Annotated in this window: 17 protein-coding genes; 5 read left to right on the forward strand and 12 right to left on the reverse strand. The window is 38.5% G+C overall.

The annotated features are described in order from the left end of the window. Positions 1 to 10 precede the first annotated feature (10 nt). The 5 genes from OSH00_RS09225 to efp all read right to left on the reverse strand — a co-directional run bounded on the left by OSH00_RS09225 (position 11) and on the right by efp (position 5,774). Positions 11 to 970 (reverse strand): AAA family ATPase, encoded by a 960-nt coding sequence (locus OSH00_RS09225; protein ID WP_420909512.1) that lies wholly within the window; start codon positions 968 to 970, stop codon positions 11 to 13. A 170-nt stretch (positions 971 to 1,140) separates the two neighbouring features. Then, positions 1,141 to 2,175 (reverse strand): 2-dehydropantoate 2-reductase, encoded by a 1,035-nt coding sequence (locus OSH00_RS09230; RefSeq protein ID WP_266130175.1) that lies wholly within the window; start codon positions 2,173 to 2,175, stop codon positions 1,141 to 1,143. A gap of 224 nt (positions 2,176 to 2,399) precedes the next feature. Continuing rightward, a complete protein-coding gene (locus tag OSH00_RS09235) occupies positions 2,400 to 2,702 on the reverse strand; it encodes a YbdD/YjiX family protein (RefSeq protein WP_057063749.1) in 303 nt (100 codons plus the stop codon). A 25-nt stretch (positions 2,703 to 2,727) separates the two neighbouring features. Beyond that, on the reverse strand, positions 2,728 to 4,830 hold the full coding sequence (locus OSH00_RS09240) for a carbon starvation CstA family protein (protein ID WP_266130176.1): 2,103 nt from the start codon (positions 4,828 to 4,830) through the stop codon (positions 2,728 to 2,730). A 374-nt stretch (positions 4,831 to 5,204) separates the two neighbouring features. Then, positions 5,205 to 5,774 carry an elongation factor P gene (efp, locus tag OSH00_RS09245; RefSeq protein ID WP_004831207.1) on the reverse strand — a complete coding sequence of 190 codons (570 nt, stop codon included), beginning with the start codon at positions 5,772 to 5,774 and terminating at the stop codon, positions 5,205 to 5,207. 403 nt (positions 5,775 to 6,177) lie between these two features. On the opposite strand from efp, the gene epmB reads away from it, so the two are divergent. From epmB to OSH00_RS09260, 3 genes are read left to right on the forward strand one after another with little or no spacing between them, the layout of a single operon-like run. Further along, positions 6,178 to 7,194, forward strand: a complete 1,017-nt coding sequence (epmB, locus tag OSH00_RS09250; RefSeq protein WP_266130177.1) for an EF-P beta-lysylation protein EpmB — start codon at positions 6,178 to 6,180, stop codon at positions 7,192 to 7,194. 14 nt (positions 7,195 to 7,208) lie between these two features. Then, complete coding sequence (locus OSH00_RS09255; RefSeq protein ID WP_266130178.1) at positions 7,209 to 8,963, forward strand: GTPase; 1,755 nt, start codon at positions 7,209 to 7,211, stop codon at positions 8,961 to 8,963. Beyond that, a complete protein-coding gene (locus OSH00_RS09260) occupies positions 8,945 to 11,182 on the forward strand; it encodes an EAL domain-containing protein (protein ID WP_266130179.1) in 2,238 nt (745 codons plus the stop codon). The genes OSH00_RS09255 and OSH00_RS09260 overlap by 19 nt, the downstream gene beginning before the upstream one ends. A gap of 133 nt (positions 11,183 to 11,315) precedes the next feature. Here OSH00_RS09260 and rpmE read toward each other — a convergent pair whose 3' ends face one another. The 4 genes from rpmE to OSH00_RS09280 all read right to left on the reverse strand — a co-directional run bounded on the left by rpmE (position 11,316) and on the right by OSH00_RS09280 (position 15,808). Beyond that, positions 11,316 to 11,540, reverse strand: a complete 225-nt coding sequence (gene rpmE / locus OSH00_RS09265; protein WP_004831212.1) for a 50S ribosomal protein L31 — start codon at positions 11,538 to 11,540, stop codon at positions 11,316 to 11,318. Positions 11,541 to 11,772: 232 nt separating this feature from the next. After that, positions 11,773 to 12,753: a bile acid:sodium symporter family protein gene (locus OSH00_RS09270; RefSeq protein ID WP_266130180.1), complete on the reverse strand. Its 981-nt coding sequence runs from the start codon at positions 12,751 to 12,753 to the stop codon at positions 11,773 to 11,775. A 164-nt stretch (positions 12,754 to 12,917) separates the two neighbouring features. Further along, positions 12,918 to 13,319, reverse strand: coding sequence for a lactoylglutathione lyase (gene gloA, locus OSH00_RS09275; RefSeq protein ID WP_196077318.1), 402 nt, complete (start codon positions 13,317 to 13,319; stop codon positions 12,918 to 12,920). Between the two features lie 302 nt (positions 13,320 to 13,621). After that, positions 13,622 to 15,808 (reverse strand): AmpG family muropeptide MFS transporter, encoded by a 2,187-nt coding sequence (locus tag OSH00_RS09280; protein ID WP_266130181.1) that lies wholly within the window; start codon positions 15,806 to 15,808, stop codon positions 13,622 to 13,624. 181 nt (positions 15,809 to 15,989) lie between these two features. Here OSH00_RS09280 and OSH00_RS09285 point away from each other — a divergent pair, with 181 nt between their 5' ends. After that, a complete protein-coding gene (locus OSH00_RS09285; protein ID WP_266130182.1) occupies positions 15,990 to 18,617 on the forward strand; it encodes a Lon protease family protein in 2,628 nt (875 codons plus the stop codon). A 109-nt stretch (positions 18,618 to 18,726) separates the two neighbouring features. Here the strand turns inward: OSH00_RS09285 and grxD are convergent, their stop codons facing one another. Continuing rightward, positions 18,727 to 19,071 carry a Grx4 family monothiol glutaredoxin gene (gene grxD / locus OSH00_RS09290; RefSeq protein ID WP_004831217.1) on the reverse strand — a complete coding sequence of 115 codons (345 nt, stop codon included), beginning with the start codon at positions 19,069 to 19,071 and terminating at the stop codon, positions 18,727 to 18,729. Between the two features lie 162 nt (positions 19,072 to 19,233). On the opposite strand from grxD, the gene OSH00_RS09295 reads away from it, so the two are divergent. Beyond that, positions 19,234 to 20,445, forward strand: coding sequence for an aspartate aminotransferase family protein (locus OSH00_RS09295; protein ID WP_266130183.1), 1,212 nt, complete (start codon positions 19,234 to 19,236; stop codon positions 20,443 to 20,445). Between the two features lie 119 nt (positions 20,446 to 20,564). Here the strand turns inward: OSH00_RS09295 and OSH00_RS09300 are convergent, their stop codons facing one another. Together OSH00_RS09300 and OSH00_RS09305 are read right to left on the reverse strand one after the other, a co-directional pair. Beyond that, entirely contained in the window at positions 20,565 to 21,497 is a 933-nt protein-coding gene (locus tag OSH00_RS09300) for a LysR family transcriptional regulator (protein WP_196077322.1), read from the reverse strand. A gap of 94 nt (positions 21,498 to 21,591) precedes the next feature. Beyond that, the gene (locus OSH00_RS09305) at positions 21,592 to 22,431 is read right to left on the reverse strand and encodes a peptidoglycan DD-metalloendopeptidase family protein (RefSeq protein ID WP_266130184.1); all 840 of its coding nucleotides are present in this window, start codon (positions 22,429 to 22,431) and stop codon (positions 21,592 to 21,594) included. Positions 22,432 to 22,435: the final 4 nt, after the last annotated feature.

Genomic DNA, 22,435 nt, shown 5'->3' on the forward strand with positions numbered 1-22,435 from the left:
TAAATCCTAACTAACCTTGAACAGGAACTTTTTGCATCAAGGCTAAAGTTTCAGACTCACCTAATCCTATACGATGCGAAGTGACCGCAACGAACACAGCTTGCACATCATCTGCAATTACAAAAGCTCTTTTTTCAATCAATGCATGCGCTTGAGCAGCCTTTTTCAACGCTAAAACGCCACGGGTAGACAGCCCATGACGCCCTTTTCTCGTTTCTTCCGCTAAATCAAGTATATAATCAAATATTAAATCATTGATTGCAATGCTATTGACCATACATTGTAATTGCAATATATCTTCTTGTTTAAAAATGGACTGTAAATTATCAATTAAGTCATGGCGAGAATGCTGCTGTAAAAGTAATTTTTCTGCAGAACGTGATGGATAACCCAATGATAGCCGCATCAAAAAGCGGTCTAACTGGGATTCAGGTAGGCTATATGTACCACTTTGAAAAAGTGGATTTTGTGTTGCAATCACCCAAAATGGCTGCGGCAATGCATAACGAATGCCATCTACGGTGACATTGCCCTCTTCCATCGCTTCCAACAATGCGCTCTGGGTTTTTGGGCTACAGCGGTTGATTTCGTCAGCAAGTAGTATTTGGGTAAAAATGGGACCGTACTTAAATTCAAATTGATGTTCTTTTTGATTAAACATATTAATCCCAATGACATCACTGGCCAGCATATCATTGGTGAATTGAATCCGTTGAAAATCAAGCCCCGCTAAACGAGACAAACTGCTAGCTAAAGTTGTTTTACCTAAGCCAGGTAAGTCTTCAAAGAGTAAATGCCCACCTGCCAATAAGCTACACAAGGCAAGCTTGGTTTGCTGTTTTTTATCTAAAATGATGAGGTTAATTTGTACTAAGAATTCATCAACCTTCGAATAATAATGTGACTGATCTAAATCAATCCGTTCGGAATTCTTTTGTATTGCGTTTCCCTGTCTTGCTCCCCAAATCACCTTTTTCCCCAATCATAATTTTTTAAGTAATTTGATTAACATACACGTTTTTGAAGGATACTCAAAGTATAACAATTCATAAACCCAGAAACATGCTGGTACTTTGAATAAAAAATTATCCATATAATTTTGAGTATTTCGATTGAGGTCTTGATCAACGATTTAGGTCACTATTTTTTCACGCTATTCAGCCTGGCTTTTAACTCATCCGCACTAATTGAAAATTCAATACCCGAAACTTCTGCTTGCTTAATTAATTTGATTAATAGCGCATTGATCGGAGCTTGGGTATTAAGTTGATCAGCAAGTTTAACAACCTCTCCATTAATCCAATCGACTTCTGTACGTCGACCCGCAATTAAATCGTCTTGCATTGATGAACGTGCCACAGGATCAATTTTTAACATTTTACGACTCAATATTTTAAATAAAACATTGGGCAGACTAATGATTTTGGGAAGAAAATGCGCAGAAACTGCAGTCAAATTTGCTGGTTTGATCTGTGCCAAATCCAATAAATCAAGGGTTTCCTGTTGTGCCATCGCAAGACATTGACGATATTGATAATTCAACAATTGTGCTTTTAAAGGTAACTTTGATAAGGCATTAATTGAATTATTTAAGTTAAGTAGAACTTTGGCCCATTGTACAGCAAGCATGTCCTGATCAAATATAATATCTAGTTGAGCTCTTTGAAAAAGTTGGGCTAAATCTTGTTGATGTGAAAATTTTTTAACATGTATCGCACCTGCTGTACCTTGATGAAAACACCCTGTTCCCAAGGCAACCACATTAAATGGAATCATGCCCTCTAAAATTCTCAAATCTGGTAAAAACTGTTTAAGCATCGCCACATTACTCAATCCATTCTGGAAACTAATGATATAAGGGGTATGCTTTAGTTTAGAGTTACTGTCAGCGAGTATTTGCTGAAGCCTTTCAGCAACTTGCTCAGTTGCCGTTGATTTAACACAGACAAAAACAATATCAACATCTAAAATCACATTTGGATCAAGTGATAGTTTTAATTCATGTGCAGGTATAGATAAGTTATTTCCTAAATAATCTGTAAGTTTCAAACCAGATTTGGATAATTCACGATATGTGTCTGGACGAGTTATAAATGTTACATCTGCGCCTGAAGCAGCCAATCGCCCCCCAATATAACACCCAATACTTCCAGCACCATAGATACAGATTTTCATCTTAACGTCCCTTTAGCAAATCTAATTCTGTTATTCTATCTGTTTCAGTATCTTATCTGAGACAAGTGAAATGAATTGTCAGCTATCCGACAATTCATCATATTTATTTCGTGGCAACTTGCAATAATGCCACGCGGTCATAAGCTTGCTTAAAATCATCCAATAAAAAACAATGCCCAATAAAAAGCGGTACCGAAGTACCGCTTTTTATTGGATTTCTCAAATCAACATGGACACTTTTTCAAGGTCCCGCCAGCAGTTGGATAACGAGCATCAACACAGTAACGATGAAAAGTTTTCTCATCCATTGCATCCATGTCAGGATGATGCTTTTTCATATGTTCCAGATAGTTTTGATAATCAGGTACACCGACCATCAAACGAAAACTCTGCTGTAAGCGTGTCCACAATGTTGCAATTCTTGACCAATTCTTAGGATTAAAAATTAGATCCTTTTGCGACATGATGGTCATTTTGATGATTTTATAAATCACCGTCTTACCACCTTTGGCGAATTTAAGATTCATCTTACTCACCTCACTTATAAGTCAATTAATGCTTTGCAGACGATACGACAGTTTCTTCAGGGTCTGCATATACTGCCGGTGCTTCATTCACTGTTGGTGTAGGACTTGCCAATGCACGGCGAATCACCCCGATAGCAGCCACCAACATGACCACTGCAACGATCATAAAGAATGCACACAATGCCGCATTGATCTGATTCGATAGCACAATCGTTTGCATCTCTTCAAGCGTTTTCGCTGGCTTTAAAATCTCACCTTGAGCAATCGCTGCGGAGAATTTATCAGCTTGTGCCAAAAAACCGATCTTCGGATTTGAATGGAAGATTTTTTGCCAACCCGCTGTCATACAGGTAATGAATAAGAAAATCGTAGGTATAATCGTAACCCATACATACTTTTCTTTCTTCATTTTAAACAGAATCACTGTTCCTAAAATCAGTGCCATAGCAGCAAGCATTTGGTTACCAATACCAAATAAAGGCCATAAACTATTAATACCACCGAGAGGATCAACAACACCTTGATAAACAAAGAAGCCCCAGCCTGCAACCGCCACAGCTGTACCAATCATGTTTCCAATGAAGTTATGTGAATTTTTAAGTGCGGGAACCACGATCCCTACAGTATCCTGAACCATAAAACGGCATGCACGTGTACCAGCATCAACCGCAGTCAAAATAAACAATGCTTCAAATAAAATCGCAAAGTGATACCAAAACGCCATCATCGAACGATTATTAAAAATATCAGTGATGATATGTGCCATACCAATTGCAAATGTTGGTGCGCCCCCTGTACGTGAAAGAATGGTACTTTCTCCCACTTCTTTTGCAAGCAGGCTCAATGTCTCAGGTGTGACTACAAAACCCAGATTACGTACTGCTTCAGCAGCACTCTCTACGGTCGTTCCCAAAACTGCTGCAGGTGCATTAATTGCAAAATAAACACCTGGCTCAAGCACAGTCGCACAAATCATTGCCATAATCGCGACAAATGATTCCATTAACATACCACCATAACCGATTACACGAATATTGACTTCATTATCCACCAGTTTAGGTGTAGTCCCTGAAGATACTAAGGCATGGAAGCCAGAAATCGCACCGCAAGCAATGGTAATAAATAAAAATGGAAACATTGACCCAGCAAAAACAGGACCAGTACCATCAACAAAATGCGTCACAGAAGGCATTTTTAGCATTGGCATGGCAACAATGATACCCACAGCCAAACCTGCAATTACGCCGATTTTTAAAAAGGTTGACAAGTAATCACGCGGCGCCAATAGCAACCAAACAGGCAAGACAGAAGCTACAAATCCGTAGATGATCAGTGCCCAAGTCAGTTGAGTCCCTGTTAAAGTGAAGAAAGGTCCCCAATAGGGATCAGCAGCTACATTACCACCATACACGATTGCAGCCATCATCAAAACGAAACCTATGATTGACACTTCTGCAATACGTCCAGGGCGGATGTAACGCATATACACCCCCATGAACAAAGCAATCGGTATGGTTGCTGCAATACTGAATACGCCCCACGGACTATGTGCAAGGGCTTTAACCACCACCAACGCCAGTACAGCAAGGATAATGATCATCACACCCAATGCGCCAAGCATCACCACTACACCAGCGAATGAGCCAAGTTCTTGTTTTGCCATTTCCCCCAATGAACGTCCATCACGACGTGTGGAGATAAAGAGCACCAAGAAATCCTGAACAGCACCCGCCAAGACCACTCCGACTAAAAGCCAAATTGTTCCTGGTAGATAACCCATTTGAGCTGCAAGAATAGGTCCAACCAATGGTCCTGCACCTGCAATTGCCGCAAAGTGATGACCAAAAAGCACATATTTATTGGTTGGCACATAATCCAGACCATCAGCTAAACGATGTGCAGGTGTTAAACGTCTTGGGTTAAGCTCAAAAACTTTATTGGCGATAAATAAACTATAAAAACGATATGCAATGCTATATACACACACCGCAGCAAGCACTAACCAAACGGCATTGACATGCTCACCTTTACTGACTGCAAGTATTCCAAAAGATACTGCACCAATTATGGCGACAATCACCCAGACCAATTTTGATAAGGGGGATGACTTTGTCTGAATATTTTCCATTTAAAACCTCACATCTTGATTACAAAAAGCAGTTCCATTGTTTTTATAAAGCGTAATGCATTTCCGTGTGACCCTTTCCCTGGTGACTCTACTCCTCATTTTTTTGTTTTCATCTAAGACTTTGGATGTAAAACTGGTTTGAATATGTACTATTAGCATGACATCACAATGACTTAAACCATTACAATGTTATTTTTATCATTATTGTCATATTGCGACGATTTGACTCTACTATTAATTATCCTATGTCGATCTACGACTTTAGTCGAAAATCCTCCCATAGTTTCACTGCCAACACCCTTAATTCCATTCAAATTTAAAACAAAAAAGGGATGATTTTCATCATCCCTCGCATCATCATTATTCAAAAATGATCAAGCACGTTCTAAGTAATCGCCAGTACGGGTATCTACACGAACGCTTTCCTCTTGCTGTACGAATAATGGAACACGTACTACAGCACCAGTTTCAAGCTTCGCTGGTTTACCGCCACCGCCAGAAGTATCACCACGTACACCTGGATCAGTTTCAACGATTTTTAACACCACAAAGTTTGGCGGGCTGACCGTTAATGGCACACCATTAAACAGCATAATCGTACATTTTTCATTTGAATCGTCTTTTAACCATTTCGCAGCATCGCCCATCGCAACTTTATCAGCAGCAATTTGCTCGAAAGATACAGGATCCATGAAGTTCCACATTTCGCCATCGTTGTAAAGGTAATCCATTTCAACTTCAACAATGTCGGCAGCTTCTAATGAATCACCTGATTTGAAAGTTTTTTCTAATACTTTACCAGATTTAAGGTTACGTAATTTTACACGGTTGAACGCTTGACCTTTACCTGGTTTTACATATTCGTTTTCCATGATAGAACATGGGTTACCATCAAGCATAACCTTTAGGCCAGCTTTGAAATCATTTGTAGAATAATAGGCCATGAAAGGCACACTCCAAACTTACTAATTTAAATCTCTAATGTAATGCGATCAACAAATCACCTGATTTGTAATCGGGTCTATTTACGCTTCAAAATCGCTGAATTGCCAACAAACCCAGAATGATCATTCTCAACAATAAAGAATGTATTATACATTTTTCGTATTCTAAATGAGCAATACATCGTGAAGCAATGAAAAATTACCCATGTTCTGTCAGATTGAGGTTAAAATCTCCGTTTGATTGATTTTTTGTACTGATTGAATCTCCTTTCAGTACATTGTAATGAATCGGCTGTATGGATTTGGCTACAGTTCTCTGTGTTTCAATGACCCATCAGACAGCTTTCAGCTGGACAGGCATTTAAACCCTTCTCTCCCCCATTGACTATTTATCGCACGTGGCATGTTAAATTATTTATATCAAGAGCAAAATTGGCAATCTCAACTTAGTGATTTAGTGACTGATCCACTAGAATTACTCGAACTTCTCAGTTTGTCGAAACAACAATTATTGTCTGGCGCAATTCTTGCGAGTGCTCAATTTAAATTGCGTGTTCCTCGAGCGTTTGTTGCAAAAATGGAAAAAGGCAATCCACTAGATCCCCTTCTTTTACAGGTCCTCCCCCATCATCTAGAACTTGAAGAACATGAAGGTTTTGTGACGGATCCACTGGGCGAGGAACAGGCCAATCAAATTCCAGGGGTTTTGCATAAATATAAATCACGCTTTTTATTAACATTGACAGGTGCTTGTGCAGTTCACTGCCGTTATTGCTTCCGCAGACATTTTCCATATCAAGAAAATCTACCCAAAAATGAAGATTGGCTGAATATTAAAAGCTATTTGGAGCAGCATCCTGAAATCAATGAAGTGATTCTAAGTGGAGGAGATCCGCTTACGTTATCAAATCGTAAACTGGCAATATGGTTAGAACGTCTAGCATCTCTCAGTCAAATTAAAATCCTGAGAATTCATTCACGAGTTCCGATTGTTATTCCTGAAAGAATCGATGAAGAACTGGTTTCTTTATTGAAAAACAGTAGGCTACGTGTGATTCTAGTGGTACACTCAAATCATCCAGCTGAACTCGATAATTTGACCTGTTCAAAACTCGCTCACTTGGCAAAACAAAATATTCTTGTGTTGAATCAAGCCGTTTTACTTAAAGGTGTGAATGATTCTGCACAAACACTGGTTGATTTAAGTCAACGACTTTTTGAAGCACAAGTTTTACCTTACTATCTACACGTTCTGGATAAGGTGAAAGGTGCGTATCATTTTGATTTAGGGGCAGAAAAAATTGATCAAATCTACAAGGATGTATTAGCCAGCTTACCTGGATACCTAGTCCCAAAACTGGTTCGAGAAGTTGCGGGAGAAAATAATAAAACACCGCTGTTTGGAGTCACAACCTTTTAAGAGTTGAAACGCTCATGATAAATAAAGAAATTTCTGAAATTTTTCAAAATATCACGGTTCTACAACGAGAAAGTTTAAGTTTTGCAGATCCTTCTGTAGATTCTGTGGGTGCATGGGTTGCTACACTCTCAATCATGCAATTGGGTGATACTTCTGAGTCTGTTTTAAATGCTATTTGTGAAATTGCAGAGCTAAACTGTAGTGAAATGCTGCGTTTTGACCTTATTCAGGTGTTACACCCGATTACAGAAAGTATTTTATCCAGTCTAGAAAAAAGCATCTTGAATCAAGGACTGTCTCAAACAGATCGAATTGAGCACATCATTGATTTATCCTCTAGAATTCGTACCTATTTTGCGAATGTTTACATCAACATTGTACAAAGAAGCCATCAAACATTAACTTCGAGTAAATTCTCATTTTTCAATTTTAAACAAAAGAGAAATTTGCAGACTGCTCGAACTTTGGCAACATTTTATGCCTTAGAACAATTGGGTTTGTTGCTTGTTCAACAACAAATGATCTATAGCGGTCCTTTGACCCATCAATGGCTCACCACGCACCATTTATATGAACTCGCTGTAAAAAACCAAGAATTCAACATAAATATCAATCAGCTACAAGGTACGCATTTTACTATTCATAATATCCAACAAGCCTATGCACAAGTTTTATTATTGGATATTTTCAATACGCATCAAATTCGCCCCTCTGAAACACAGGCTTTGTATCAATGTACCTTTGACTGGGTGAAATTGGTTCAAATCTTACCGAGAGAGACTAGTCTTTCGCGCTATATTGTTGATGGTTGTAAAGATATACCGCCAATCTATAACCGTAAGCAACATGCAAACTTTCATACATCATTATATATTTCCACTCAAAATTTACTTGAGCATATCAATTTAACTATTCACAAAGAAACTGAATATTTATCGAAGAATGAGCAAATTTATTTATCTGCTGCTTTAAAGTTTCATGTACAGAATGTATTGGGAACCACAATTGAACGTCGCCATGAACGTTATGAATATTCGGCACAACTGCAAATCTGTTTTAGTTTACAAACAGCACATTTTTATCTCTCAAAAGCAAAAAATTTCTATGAAACCCTGAACCTCAATAGTAATTATGCTTTTCAGTCAGAATCAAATATTCACTCTTCTATTTCGACTGGTTCAAATACAGCATCCAATTTAAGCCAGATCAAAAGTTTGGACCGTGAAGCCAAACAGATTTATCAAGCACAAGTCCTCGATATCAGTGTCAACGGTTATCGTATTCGCTGGTCAAATGAAGCGCCTCGAAACCTAAGAACTGGGGAGTTTATCTTGATCAATGAAAGCCTGAACAATAAATGGAAAGGTGCTATCATTCGCTGGATTAAGCAATCCATTCAGAAAACTTATGAAGTCGGTTTAGAGGTCTTAGCACAGGACATCTATCCTTGTGCAGTCAAGGTTCCTGCTGATCGTTCAACGATTAATTATCATCCATGTCTCATGGTGCAGGTACCAAATCTAAATGAATCAAATACTTCAATTATTTTGCCAAATTTGCCCTTTTTTAAGGAACAGCAAGCAATTTATCTTCGTTTAGATACTGACGAAATTAAGGTGTATTTAACTAAAACGTTGTTAATTACTCAAAGTTTTGTCCAGTTTGAATTTGAGTTGATCAATGATGAAGAAAATCATCGTATTGAACAATTCATTCAACTCCAATCAACCAATTTGAATAATCAAGATGTATGGGAAGCTTTAAAGTGAGAAATTTATTATTATCGAAAAAATTAAAACTCTCGGAAACTAGATTACTTATTATTGATGACAATCAAATTCGCTATAATGAAATTATCAGTCTTTTTCAAAGCAAAAATCATCAAGTACAGGCGATTTTGCTTGATGAGTTAAAAACGTTCGAAAAACAACTCAATACATCATGGGATTTAATTATTTTTGGGCGTGCCTATGATATTAAGATTGAGCAAGCTGTCACTCTTATTCAAGCTTCAGCTGAAATTGACATCCCTGTTCTGTTACTAAAACCAGAAGATTATCAACATAGCCAATATCAATCATATATACAAAAAGGCATCTATGATGTTGTAAACCTAGAATATACTGAACGTTTTTATATCAGTTTAATTAGAGCCCTCTCTTATAGTCGTACTCTACAAAGCAAGCAACACTTATTAACAGAGCTTGAAAGTGCAAAAAGTCAGGCACAAGCTCTAGTTGAAGAACAACACAAAGCAGTCGCTCTGATTCAAGAAGGTATTCACACTCAAGCCAATGACGAATATCTAAAATTATTTGGTCTAAAAGATGAGAATGAAATTATTGGTTTACCTTTACTGGATATTTTACAACCTAAAAATATCAATGACTTTAAACAACGTTTTAAAAAAATTTCCCAAGGTCAATTTGATTTAGCCCGTTTTGAAATCGATACACTCAACAAAAATGCCAAATCCGAAAACCCTTTAAAAATTGAATTTCTTCCTTCCAATGAAGAAGATTGTATTCAAATTACCATTGAAACCCATTCCGTCTCACAAAAAGCGTCATCTCAATCCGCCGAATTGAGCAAAAAAACTGTTAGCCCTATAATCAATAGCTTACAACAAATCCAATATGCTCTGATTAATCAACCAGCCAACGCCAACGCTCTCGTATTATTTAGTTTTGCAGCTTGCCCAGATAATATTTTACTATCCAACTGGAAAACTGCGATTCAGTATTTAGACGGTTTTAAGAGTTTTATCAAAGAACAGACCAACTCAACAGTCTATCAGATTGATATGCTGTTATATGCGGTGATTTTACAAGCAGAATCAGATGCCATTTTAGAATCCCGTATTCATGGTCTACAAGCTTTGGAGAAACCGCAATTACTTGAAATTGATGGAACAACCTATCCATTAAGCGTGAAAATTGGTTATACCAACATTCAGCAAAATAACTTTAATGAAAGCAATTTTAATCATATTTTAGAACAAGCCTATAATCATCGTCTAAGCAAAAAAGACTCTGTTTCTGAGCAACAATTATCAGCAACATTACAAGACACTAAAATTGAATTATCCTTGGTAGAACCTGCTTCAACTGCTGCACAACCACTTCAATTTGAACGCAATTCACTTCAATTAGAGCCAAAATCACAGCCAGATCCTGAACCAGCACCTCAAGAAACTGCTGTTCGAGATATACAAGCCAAACCTATTTTCAAAAACGCACCAATCCTAGAACAGATCATGCAATCTCTTGAGAAAGGTGAAATTCAGCTGAAGTATCAACAGCTTTATGACAAACATGACAGTAGTCTAAATACTTATGAAGTCACCAGTGGTTTTATTTTTGAAAATCAATGGAAAAAAGTCAGCAATTTAATTGAACTCGATGATGATATTGAACTGTCAATTAAACTTGATCGCTGGATTTTAGTTGAAGCATGCAAACAACTTCATAACTTTATTACACAATATCCACAAGCAAAATTAATTGTTAATTTGAATCGACATGTTTTATTCCATGATAAGCAATTTCCAGAGCTTATTTCTAAACTTCTGACTATTGTCGGCAGCCGTCAATCGCACCCACTGATTCTACAGTTTGATGAAGAAGATATCGCCAAAAGCCTTCTCGAAACACAAAAGCAATTTGCAATTCTACGCGACCACGGTGCTGAGATTTCAATCCGCCGCTTTGGCTCAAGCATTTCTAGCGAAACGATATTGAAACAGCTGGATGTCAGCTTATTAACACTTGACGAAAAATTTACACAGAAGCTGAATAGTGATGCAACCATGAGCCAATTCCAACAGACACTTGAAAAGTATCAAACCATCAAACCTGTTGAAATGCTGCTTAAAAATCTCAATGATATGAGCTTATTTGCAAATGCGTGGAATGTAGATGTTCGGTTCTTACAGGGTGAATATTTCCAGAAAAAACTGGACCATTTAACTGACGTTCAAGATCAATAAATAACGCTTATTTAAGATTGAGTATGGGGGTTCAATACTCAATCTTTTACAAATCAATACTTTATAAATCACTCTTTCATTGATCACAGATACAAAAAAACGGGCAAAAGCCCGTTTTTTATGTTTTGTCGTATTAACGCTTAACAGAACGTGACATACCAGCAAAACGTTGTTTGAACTTATCGATACGACCGCCAGTATCTACATTCTTTTGTTTACCAGTATAGAATGGGTGGCAAGCTGAACATACGTCTAGGTAAATCGTTTCTTTACCTAAAGCAGAACGAGTTTCGATAACGTTACCACATGAACAAGTAGCAACTAATTTTTCGTATTTTGGGTGAATATCGGCACGCATGGTCGATTCTCCTAAGTTAAGAAAGGTTTAGCTGTCATCGCAATTAACCACTCTCAAACATCCCATCAGAAGCTTTGAGGAAGGCTGAACATCTTCAGCAGGTTAACACCACAACAGACCATTTCTTTTGGCCCACCGAGACTATAAGTGTCAGAGCTAAGCACAACAAGTGGGCAAGATTATACGCGATAAATATTATAATTGCGATCTATTTTCAACAAATTGATCAAATTTACTCACTTGAATGCTGTTGTTTAGACCAATAATTTGCAATGACCCCACACACCATTAACTGAATCTGATGGAAGATCATGATTGGCAATACAATCATACCTAAGGGTTGCCCAATAAATAAAATTTGTGCCATAGGCACACCACTGGCGAGTGTCTTCTTTGAACCACAGAAGAAAATGGAAATTTGATCCGCCTGACTAAAGCCCAGCCACTTGGGAATATATAAAGCCAACAGCATAATCGCAGTCAGTAAAACCGAGCAAGCCAATACCAAATAGATTAATGTGGTTAAACTCACCTGATGCCACAGTCCCGCAACCACTGCCCCACTAAATGCACCATATACCACCATTAAAATAGAACCTTGGTCAAAAACTTTGACAATTTTTGGCATTTTTTGCATTAAAGGAAATACATAAGGGCGCAAAACCTGTCCAAGAATAAAAGGCACCAACAGCAATAAGGTAATTTCAATGATCGATGAAGTTGGATCGTAATTGTGCTTAGATTGTCCAAATATAAACAAGCTGACTAAAATTGGAGTAATAAACATCCCGATTAAATTGGAAAATGATGCACTGCATACGGCTGCCGCCACATTACCTTTCGCCACTGAAGTAAATGCAATGGATGATTGCACCGTGGATGGTAAAAAGCACATGAACAGAAAGCCCCAATACAATTGCTGCCCCAATAAAGGCTCAAGCACGGGTTTAGCCATCAATCCCAATACAGGAAATACAATAAAGGTGATCGCAAAGACCAAAGCATGTAATTTCCAGTGCAGAATACCTTCAATCACAGCTTCCCGTGATAGCTTGGCCCCATGTAAAAAAAACAAAATGGCTATCACGATTGTGGTAACTTTACCAAAAATAGCAGCTGCTTGACCTGAAATGGGTAAAAAGGAAGCTAAAACTACCATTGCGATTAACAATATTGTAAATCGATCTAATGCCAACAATTTCAACATTTTCATAAGCAACTTCCTGTATTTTAAATATGAAAAAGCCCAGTAGTTTAATTTTACCTATGGGTAAAATTCAATCTTACTGAGCTCTATAAATAATGCTACTAATTTGACGAAATGTTCACTATTTATTTACGACACATATCAACTTAATTTAAGTTACTCTTAAGTGATTAATTATTTCTTGCATCTTGATCTTGCTGGATTAATTCTATTTTGTAGCCGTCTGGATCTTCAACAAAGGCAATTACAGTTACTCCACCTTTCATTGGTCCTGCCTCACGTACTACATTACCGCCACGGGCTTTGATCTCTTCACAAGCTTTATAAGCATCCTCCACACCAATCGCAATATGTCCATAAGCATTCCCCAACTCATAACTTGCCGTATCCCAGTTATGGGTGAGTTCTAATACAGTGTTATGCTCTTCATCACCATACCCCACAAAAGCAAGCGTAAAGCGCCCTTCCTCATAGTCTCGTTTACGAAGTAAGGTCATACCGAGAACTTCAGTATAGAACGCCAAAGACTGTTCTAAATTGCCTACACGTAACATGGTATGTAGCATGCGCATGATTGATTGTCCTGTTAAATCAGATATTGTCTGTCAATATAGGCAATACTGTTCAATATTTCAATTTTTCCCTATTTGGCAGGATTAAAGCACTTATCAGATGAATGAAGTTTGATCACAAACTGAGGTTTTCTTACTGCTGTCTCAAATGAAGTGCTATAAGGTTGATCCCTATTGCTACGCTTAACTTCAAGTTAGCTTTCATCTTTGACTGGGAACTCTAAAAAACCTATTCTATCTTCACGATAAAATAGGTCAGTCTCAAAACCATTCATCAATTTAAAAAATGAAAATAAATGGTTTTAATCTTGTGTCTCTCTTAATTGATGTTCTCGTAATAACTTCGCCACCCACAATACTAACAATAGAATTGGGATACCAATTAACGTCGTCATTAAGAAAAATTTTGGATAGCCAATATTGGTCACAATGGTTCCTGAATAACCACCTAAAATTTTAGGTGTTAATGTCATGAGTGAACTAAAGATCGCATATTGAACAGCAGTGAATGATACACTCGTCAAACTCGACAAAAATGCAATAAAAGCAGCACCTGCCAGTCCTGAAGCTAAATTGTCAACCACAATCGCAAAATACAACCATCCAGAACTATATTGTTCAATCACTTTACCTTTAATTTCAACCGAGCTATTGGTATCCACTTTCACCACTGGCACTGGTTGAATATCAACATCAATATCGGCTTTTTTCTCTGCCAACTGATAGGGTTGATCAGTGTAAAGAGATGTTTTTGGATGTTTATAATTGACTACTGCGATGATCTTTTTAGATGCTGATGCTTGTAAATCTTTTCCATCGATCGTCCCACTGAACAGACCATCTTTGTCTAATTTGGCTGGATAGCTTTTAGCATCAAGTTTCAAAGTAATCGGTTTATCTTCTTGAAGATCCGTAAGTTTTACTCCTACCGTTTGACCTTTGATCACAATACTCTGCTTGGATTCTGCTACAGTTAAACTGTTATCGCTAGTGACCGGAAATAATTTGATTTGGGCAGTGCCGTTGTCAATCAAATAAGGTACCTTATATTGTTGAGCTACTGCTTGATCTACTAGCGCCGCATCAATACGTAATGTTTTGGCTTGTACCAAATCTTGACTAGGTATCGCGACTTTCCAGTACCCCACCTCATCAGGTATGGCTTGAAATGTTTTATCTGCTACATGGATTTGAACCGGCTGCATCGGTACTCCAGACTTCACCAAACCAATAAAAATCAAGTTGGTTGAACTCGCTAAAACTGCTCCAACAAACATTAATTTCATAATGTTCATGCGTTGGGCAAGCAAGCCCCCTAGAAAACCACCCAATAAACTAAAAATCACACCATATATTTTAACGGCTTCAGCAATTTGTTCTTTGGTAAAATTAAGATCCTGATAAAAAACGTTTGAAATAACCCCCGCAATGATGTCTGAGATTCGATAAAAACCAATAAGCAGCAGTAAAACCAATGCCAGTTTTAAACCGTAACGTTTAAAAAAGTCTGCAATCGGATTCACCCATGTTTCATAAGCCATCTGCTGATTGACGACACCCAATCGAATCAATACAGAAGCAACAAATACTGCCCCTGCACCTGATCCCAAAAATCGCACAGCTTCCATTAGAAATTTAAGAAAACTATCTTCTACTTTCCAAGTCGTTTGCAGATATTGAATCAAGTCATCTGAATAAATATAAAAACATACAAAGCTGGCTACAGCCAAAACAAATACAAGAACCAGACGATAGTAATCAATATTTTTATAGTGCTTATCAACACGGTTAACTTGTGGTTCACGGATCAAAAGCGTTGTAATTAATCCCACAACCATTACAACAGCCATGGTTAAATATGTATATTTCCATGCCTCATAAATATAATTGCCTTTTGCCGTTCCTAAAGATGCAGCTAAAAATAATGCACCTGCACCTGCAACAATCATCCCCAAACGATAACCAGCGTTATAGGTTGACGCCAGTACCGTCTGCATTTCAGTTTCAGCCAACTCGATTCGATAGGCATCGATAACAATATCTTGCGTGGCAGCGGAAAACCCAAGCAAAACCGCACCCACTGCCATTTGATAGATATAACTTTGACCCAATGCTGGATCTGAAAATGCCATAATACAAATTGCACAAATAATCAGGATTTGAGCGATCAGCAACCAAGCCCGTCGTCGACCTAATTTTTTCGTTAAAACGGGCACTGGCAATTCATCAATCAAAGGCGCCCAAACAAATTTAAAAGAATAACCCAAAGCTGCCCAACTGAAGAAAGTAACAGCACTTTTTTCAATTCCTGCCTCACCCAACCATAGAGATAAACTCGAAAAAATCAATAGAATCGGAATACCTGCTGAAAAACCAAGAAATAGCATAATTGCAGCACGGCGGTCTAAAAATGCAGCAAAAGCAGATTTCCATCCATTTTTCGCGGTTGAATTCTGCTCAGACGATTGCTGAGATAGTTGCGTTGTCATTGCGTTGTTATTTTCTGAAAAATGAAATAATGCTATTCAACCTTTTAATGCTTAGAGTTTCAATCACTTTTATGCAACTAAGATTACCTTTTACAGATATTTCCGCTATAGATGCTTGATCTTTACCCCCAATCCTGTATACCTTTAAGCTTTCAACCCATATAAGTTTTGGATTTCACCTGTGACCCAAAGACACGATCAATTAAGCTCTACCGCTGTTTCAAATACTCACACCGCAAACTTAATACAAAAAACTGAAACCCATTTTCCATCTGCTTTTGATCAAACGGAAATTCAAAATACCTTGACACTCACAGCTTTAAAACCAGAACAACTGACACATATTCCAGATCTCTCCAAGATTCCTTCGTCAACCAGAAGAATCAAACCTTTGAACAATTTTCTGGGTCAAGATCGTGCGAAAGCATCCGTTGAGGCCGGTATTGCCTTACCTTATTCCGGCTATAATATTTTTGCTGTAGGTACTGCTGGGCTAGGCAAACGCACCATGATTAAACGTTTGCTTCAGCAACATGCCAAAGCAATGCAAACTCCAGATGACTGGGTGTATGTCTATAACTTTAAAAATGCAAGGCAACCGATTGCTTTACGCTTCCAAGCAGGACAAGCCAACAAATTCCAAACACTGCTGCACCAAACTTGGCAAACTATACTCAAGCAGCTCGAACGTCGTTTTAGTGCGGAAACCTATCATAACCGTATTGAACGCATTCGCCAGATTACTGGTAATGAGCAACAGCTTGCACTGGTTGAACTGACCAAAGAAGGTGAAGATCTTGACTTAAAGCTGGTCAATCGAAACGATGAACACATTTTTGTGCCAATCCATGTCAAAGATGACAAAGTATTAGAAATGTCACAGGAAGACATTAATGCACTGGATAGCAAACAGCGTGCAGAAATTAACTCCAATATGCGTTATATGGACAAAAAGTTGGAACGCCTGGGTCTGCAATTGGGTGATTTAGAAGATGATGCTCGCGATCAAGTATCGGAACTCAATCGTGATATTGCCAAACAAGTAGTTATTCCTCGTATTGAGCAGATTCTCAACAAATTCAAAACCGTACAAGGCTTAGAACAATATTTAAAGCTTTTTGCAGCAGATATTATTGATAATGTTGAAACAATTTTAGACCAAGAAGGTGAAGAGTTCTCTCCTTCTCTCTTTAATCGCGTACCTTCCAGATATCAAGCTAATGTTGTGGTAAGCAACAAGCCAAATTCTGGCGCACCCGTTATTTTTGAAGATTTCCCGACCCATTACAATCTACTTGGGCATGTAGAGCAACTCACTCAGAACGGTACCATTACCACTGACTTTACTTTGATTCGTCCCGGCTCATTACACCAAGCCAACGGTGGTTTTTTAATTCTAGAAGCTGAACAGCTTTTAGAACAACCTTATGCATGGCAAGGTTTGAAAAGAGCTTTAAAGTCAGGACAACTCAAACTGTCTTCGTTAGAGCATATGCTGACCTTAACAGGAAGTATTTCTATTGAACCTGCATCTATCCCACTGAATTTGAAAGTAGTTTTATTGGCAGAACCTGAAATTTATTATGAAATTTTAGAAGTAGAGCCTGAACTGGGAAGTGTATTCAAGATTCGTGCAGATTTTACCGATACCTTGCAGCGTAATGATGACAATGAACAAGCCTATATGCAATTGATTGCAGACTATGTTCAGCAAGACAAGTTATTACCTTTTGATCGCTCAGCCTTGGCTGCTTTACTCACAGACTCTAGCCGCCAAGCTGAAGATCAAAGTTCTCTGTCACTCCATGCGCTAACCTTAGGTGATTTAATTCGCGAGTCACATCATCATGCTGCACAATCCGATGAAAAGTTGGTTACCTCCCATCACATCAATACAGCCCTCAAACACCGTCAGTATCGCTTAGGCTATTTAAGAGAACTTTATTGGCAAGATCTCTCGCGTGGCACGCAATTGATTGAAACCCGTGGGCATCGTTTAGGTCAGATTAATGCGTTATCTGTGATCCAATATGCCGATGTTGAATTTGGACTACCATCACGTTTAACTGCGTCCGTGTATCAAGGTGGCGGTGATATTCTAGATATTGAACGCAGTGTCGAATTAGGTGGATCTTTACATGCAAAAGGCGTTTTGCTCATGTCCAGCTTCCTAAAAGCACACTTTGGACGTGAACAAATTCTGCACTTCTCTGCCGCACTTGCCTTTGAACAAAGTTATGGGCAAGTTGATGGTGACAGTGCAACGGTTGCTGAGTTATCAGCGTTAATCTCTGCAATTTGCCAATTGCCAATTGATCAATCTTGGGCAATCACAGGTTCGATGAACCAGTTGGGGCAAGTGCAACCTATTGGTGGTGTGAATGCAAAAATCGAAGGCTTCTTTGATGCATGCAAACTACAAGGTTTGACTGGCAAACAAGGTGTGATTATTCCACGTCAAAACATGCAACATTTAATGCTACGCCAAGACGTTATAGATGCAGTAAATCAAAATCAATTCCATATCCATGCCATAGACACGATTGATCAGGCATTAGAAATTTTAATGGCTCGCCCAGTCGGTAGTTTGGATAAAAAAGGACGTTATACCAAAGGCTCTATCTATGCGGCCGTAATGGCTCAACTCGAATATTGGCAAGCACTTGAGGATGGTATTGAAATAGAGCAAAAACCGAAGAAAAAGAAAAAAAAGAAGGATAAAAAAGACAAGAAAGTTGAAATTGAACCTGCTTCGTTCACTGAAGAAGTGCAGTCTGATGGGGCGACCAAGCAGAACAAGCGCAAGTAAAATTTACCCAAGCTTATCTTGATGGAGCCTCTAATTTGAGGCTTCATCTGTTTTGATTAACATTAGGCAATAAAAAAGCACCTTACGGTGCTTTCTGTGCATCAGTGGCTTATTTTGCTTCTGGTGCAGGGCTATATTGTTCAATCAATGGTTTTAATTCACCATTTTGGAACATTTCTAGCATGATATCGCTACCGCCAATCAACTCGCCATTGATCCATAATTGTGGGAATGTAGGCCAATTTGCAATTTGTGGCAAAGTTGCACGAATATCTGGATTTTCCAAGATATTAACATAAGCAAATGGGCGACCAATTTGGCTAAGCGCTTCAACTGCACGAGCAGAGAAACCACATTGTGGGAATTGTGGTGTACCTTTCATATAAAGAAGTACAGCATGTTTAGCAATTTGGTCGCGAATTAACGCTTCTGTATCACGCGCTTGTTCAGTCATTGATTAAATCCTCAACTCATCTGCCTGCATTATACCTAAATCCACAATAAAGAGTATGTCTAGACGATTATTTCCAATTTTATTTACATTTAGGCTTTAAATCTTCCGCATATTTTGGTTAGATAATCCTTTCTTTTCCCTCCTAACAGATAAGAGTTAGTCATGAACAACATTACCCTTGCTCCGGTACAAACTGATCAACCTTCACATTTGATGCCTGTATTCAGCCGTCAACCGATCAGCTTTGTCCGAGGACGAGGTTCTTATCTTTACACTGAAGATGGCACTGAATATCTTGATGCATTAACCGGTATCGCTGTCTGTGGTCTAGGGCATGCACATCCTGTTTTGGCTGAGGCAATTGCTGAACAGGCTGCAACACTGATTCATACCAGTAATATTTATGAAGTGCCTTGGCAAACGGCAGCAGCACAAAAGCTGGCTGAAGTTTCAGGTATGGAAGAAATCTTTTTCTCAAATAGTGGTGCTGAATCTAATGAAGGTGCAATTAAAATTGCCCGCAAATTTGGTAACTTGCAAGGAGTTGCCAATCCTAAAATTATCGTAGCAGATCATTCATTCCATGGTCGTACTCTTGCCACACTTTCTGCAACAGGCAATAAAAAAGTACAAGAAGGTTTTGCACCATTAGTTGATGGTTTCATTCGCGTACCCTTTGGTGATGTAGAAGCCATTGAAGAAGCAGCGATTAATCATCCAGATATTGTGGCAATTCTGGTTGAACCGATTCAAGGTGAAGGTGGTGTAAATACTGCTCCTCAAGGCTTTAGCTATCTTGAGGATATTCGCCGTATCTGCAACCAACACAATTGGTTGATGATGTTAGATGAAGTTCAAACTGGCAATGGCCGTACAGGCAAATATTTTGCTTATCAACACACCAATATTATTCCTGATGTTTTAACTACCGCAAAAGGTCTAGGCAATGGTTTTCCGATTGGTGCTGTCATGACTCAAGGTCGTGGTGTAGGTGTTTTGACTGCTGGAAATCATGGTTCGACTTATAGTGGTACGCATTTGGGTTCACGTATTGTATATACCGTGATTGATTTAATTCAAAAAGAAAATATCATGTCCAATGTGACTGAGATTGGCACTTATTTGGTGGAGCAGTTCCGCAGCCAACTTGCAGCACAGAATGTGATTGTCCGTGGTTTTGGTATGATGATCGGGATTGAACTTCCGAAAGACTGTGGTGAACTGGTGAGCATCGCCCGTGATGAACATCATTTAATTATCAATGTAACTTCTGGAAATGTCGTGCGTCTATTACCTGCATTAAATATGAATCGTCAACAAGCAGATGACCTGCTTCAACGCCTAGTTCCTGCAATTCAAAAATTTCTTGGATGATACCATTGCAAAATATCATTCAGGGAGACTAAATTTATAATTTCCCTGAATCTAAATTTGAAATATAGAAAAGCCGCTTTAAAGCGGCTTTTTTATTCAAACTTATTAGAACTTGGGCTTTAAGAAGCTTCTTGGAAAATTCTGCCACCAGGTAACTGGCTAAAATATTGTTTTAAAGCATCCAAACAGCGATGAATTTTCATCGGTTGCTGTTCACGTTTCAAGGTAACCGCACTTAGCGTGAAAGTTGGTAGTTTCCACTCAGGAAGCACTTCAACCAAAGTACCGTTCATCAATTCTTTTTGTACATCTAAATAAAGAATACGTGCAATCCCATGTCCATGTTGGCACAGTGATTTTGCAACAAATACGTTATTTGTTTGAAGACGATGCTTCATTTCTAAATTTACAACTTCACCTGTTGCACTATGCTGAAATGAAAAATGCTGATAATTTTTCATAATATTTACAGGAATCAAATCATGATTCTGTAAATCTTCAGGTCGTGAAATGGGCACAGTCTGATTTAAGTAGCTTGGCGATGCGACTAAGATTTGATCTACTCTCGCAAGTGGCATACAACTTAAATTATTCGCATCTTCCATTTTAGAAGACATACGAATGGCAATGTCTATGCGTTCCTCGATTAAATCGATGTATTGGTTATCCGCTTCAAAATGAACCATCAAACCACGATGCGCAGACATCCAATGTGATAATGCAGGCACAACATGTGTAGCACCTATTTCTGGGGTGGTCGCTATGCGCAAATCACCGACTAAATCGTCTCGCAACTCATTAATACGGATTTTTCCACGCTCAGCCGCAGCGAGCATTTCTTGACAGCTGTGGAAAAAAGCTTGACCAGCTTCAGTTAGACTCAGCTTTCGTGTAGAACGATGTAGAAGTGTAACTTCCATCTCTTGTTCTAAAGATCTAATTTGCTGACTAACCGCACTAGTTGTAATGCCAAGATCACGCGCGGCACCACTAAAAGAGCTTTTTTCAACAACACAAGCAAAGACACCCATTGCTCGAAGTTGATCTAACATAAATTTCCCTCTGAAATTATGAGCTGCTTCACATTTTTTATTTAAAGCAACTCATTGTATTATACGAAGAAAATTACATTTTGCATTAAAATATTTAATTTATTGGTAAAATATTTGCAGGATTGATAGGTTTTCCGTCCAAACGCACTTGGAATTCCAACATAGTGCTCGTCGCACCTGAAGATCCCATCTCAGCAATCTTCTGTCCTGCAGTCACTGTTTGACCACTTTTCACCAACATTTTACTATTATGTGCATATGCAGTAATGTAACCATCAATATGTTTCACCAAGACAAGATTACCATATTCTTTCAATCCATCTGCAGCATAAACCACTTGTCCATCTGCAGCAGCAAAGATTGGATCGCCCTGATTTCCGCCAAAACGTAATCCCTTAATATTATTTGCAAGATTATAGCTTGCGATCACTGGTCCTGTAGACGGTTTGACCCATCTTAAACGCGTGGATTGTACAGTCGTTGTTGTTTGTGCCGGTACTGTTGTGACAGGTGGTACTCTTGTTGTTACAGACGGTGATGTTGTCGTTTGCTGTGTTGGTAACTTAATGGTTTGGCGTTGAATTTGTGGCTCATTGTTTGCCAAAGCCTTGGTTGTTGAACGGTTAACATTCGCCCCGCCTTTTTTCAGACGCAATGACTGTCCAACATAAATCCGATATGGTGCAGCAATATCATTCATTTCAGCGACACTTAAATAACTCAAACCATAACGCATAGCGATAGCGCTAAGCGTATCACCCGAACGTACAGTATAGTACTCAGGTGCAACTGCATAACGAGTTGGATTATTAATCTGTGGCTTCGATGCACAACCAGTAACAAGTATTGTAGAAGTAATGACAACTGAGGATAAAATTATTTTTACCCATCGCTTAGGCATTTGAATATAAAGCTTTGATCGAGCCAAAAGCATTGAT

The sequence above is a fragment of the Acinetobacter nematophilus genome, from assembly GCF_026344175.1.
Classification (GTDB): Bacteria; Pseudomonadota; Gammaproteobacteria; order Pseudomonadales; family Moraxellaceae; genus Acinetobacter; species Acinetobacter nematophilus.

Bases quoted from the DNA above. Each gene is read 5' to 3' on its own strand.
- epmB (WP_266130177.1), top strand. From the start codon at position 6,178: ATGTTAAATTATTTATATCAAGAGCAAAATTGGCAATCTCAACTTAGT.
- OSH00_RS09295 (WP_266130183.1), top strand. From the start codon at position 19,234: ATGAACAACATTACCCTTGCTCCGGTACAAACTGATCAACCTTCACAT.
- OSH00_RS09300 (WP_196077322.1), bottom strand. From the start codon at position 21,497: ATGTTAGATCAACTTCGAGCAATGGGTGTCTTTGCTTGTGTTGTTGAA.
- OSH00_RS09235 (WP_057063749.1), bottom strand. From the start codon at position 2,702: ATGAATCTTAAATTCGCCAAAGGTGGTAAGACGGTGATTTATAAAATC.
- OSH00_RS09270 (WP_266130180.1), bottom strand. From the start codon at position 12,753: ATGAAAATGTTGAAATTGTTGGCATTAGATCGATTTACAATATTGTTA.
- rpmE (WP_004831212.1), bottom strand. From the start codon at position 11,540: ATGCGTGCCGATATTCACCCAAAATACGAAAAATTAGTTGCTACTTGT.
- OSH00_RS09260 (WP_266130179.1), top strand. From the start codon at position 8,945: ATGGGAAGCTTTAAAGTGAGAAATTTATTATTATCGAAAAAATTAAAA.
- OSH00_RS09255 (WP_266130178.1), top strand. From the start codon at position 7,209: ATGATAAATAAAGAAATTTCTGAAATTTTTCAAAATATCACGGTTCTA.
- OSH00_RS09280 (WP_266130181.1), bottom strand. From the start codon at position 15,808: ATGACAACGCAACTATCTCAGCAATCGTCTGAGCAGAATTCAACCGCG.
- OSH00_RS09305 (WP_266130184.1), bottom strand. From the start codon at position 22,431: ATGCTTTTGGCTCGATCAAAGCTTTATATTCAAATGCCTAAGCGATGG.
- OSH00_RS09240 (WP_266130176.1), bottom strand. From the start codon at position 4,830: ATGGAAAATATTCAGACAAAGTCATCCCCCTTATCAAAATTGGTCTGG.
- grxD (WP_004831217.1), bottom strand. From the start codon at position 19,071: ATGACTGAACAAGCGCGTGATACAGAAGCGTTAATTCGCGACCAAATT.
- OSH00_RS09230 (WP_266130175.1), bottom strand. From the start codon at position 2,175: ATGAAAATCTGTATCTATGGTGCTGGAAGTATTGGGTGTTATATTGGG.
- efp (WP_004831207.1), bottom strand. From the start codon at position 5,774: ATGGCCTATTATTCTACAAATGATTTCAAAGCTGGCCTAAAGGTTATG.
- gloA (WP_196077318.1), bottom strand. From the start codon at position 13,319: ATGCGCATGCTACATACCATGTTACGTGTAGGCAATTTAGAACAGTCT.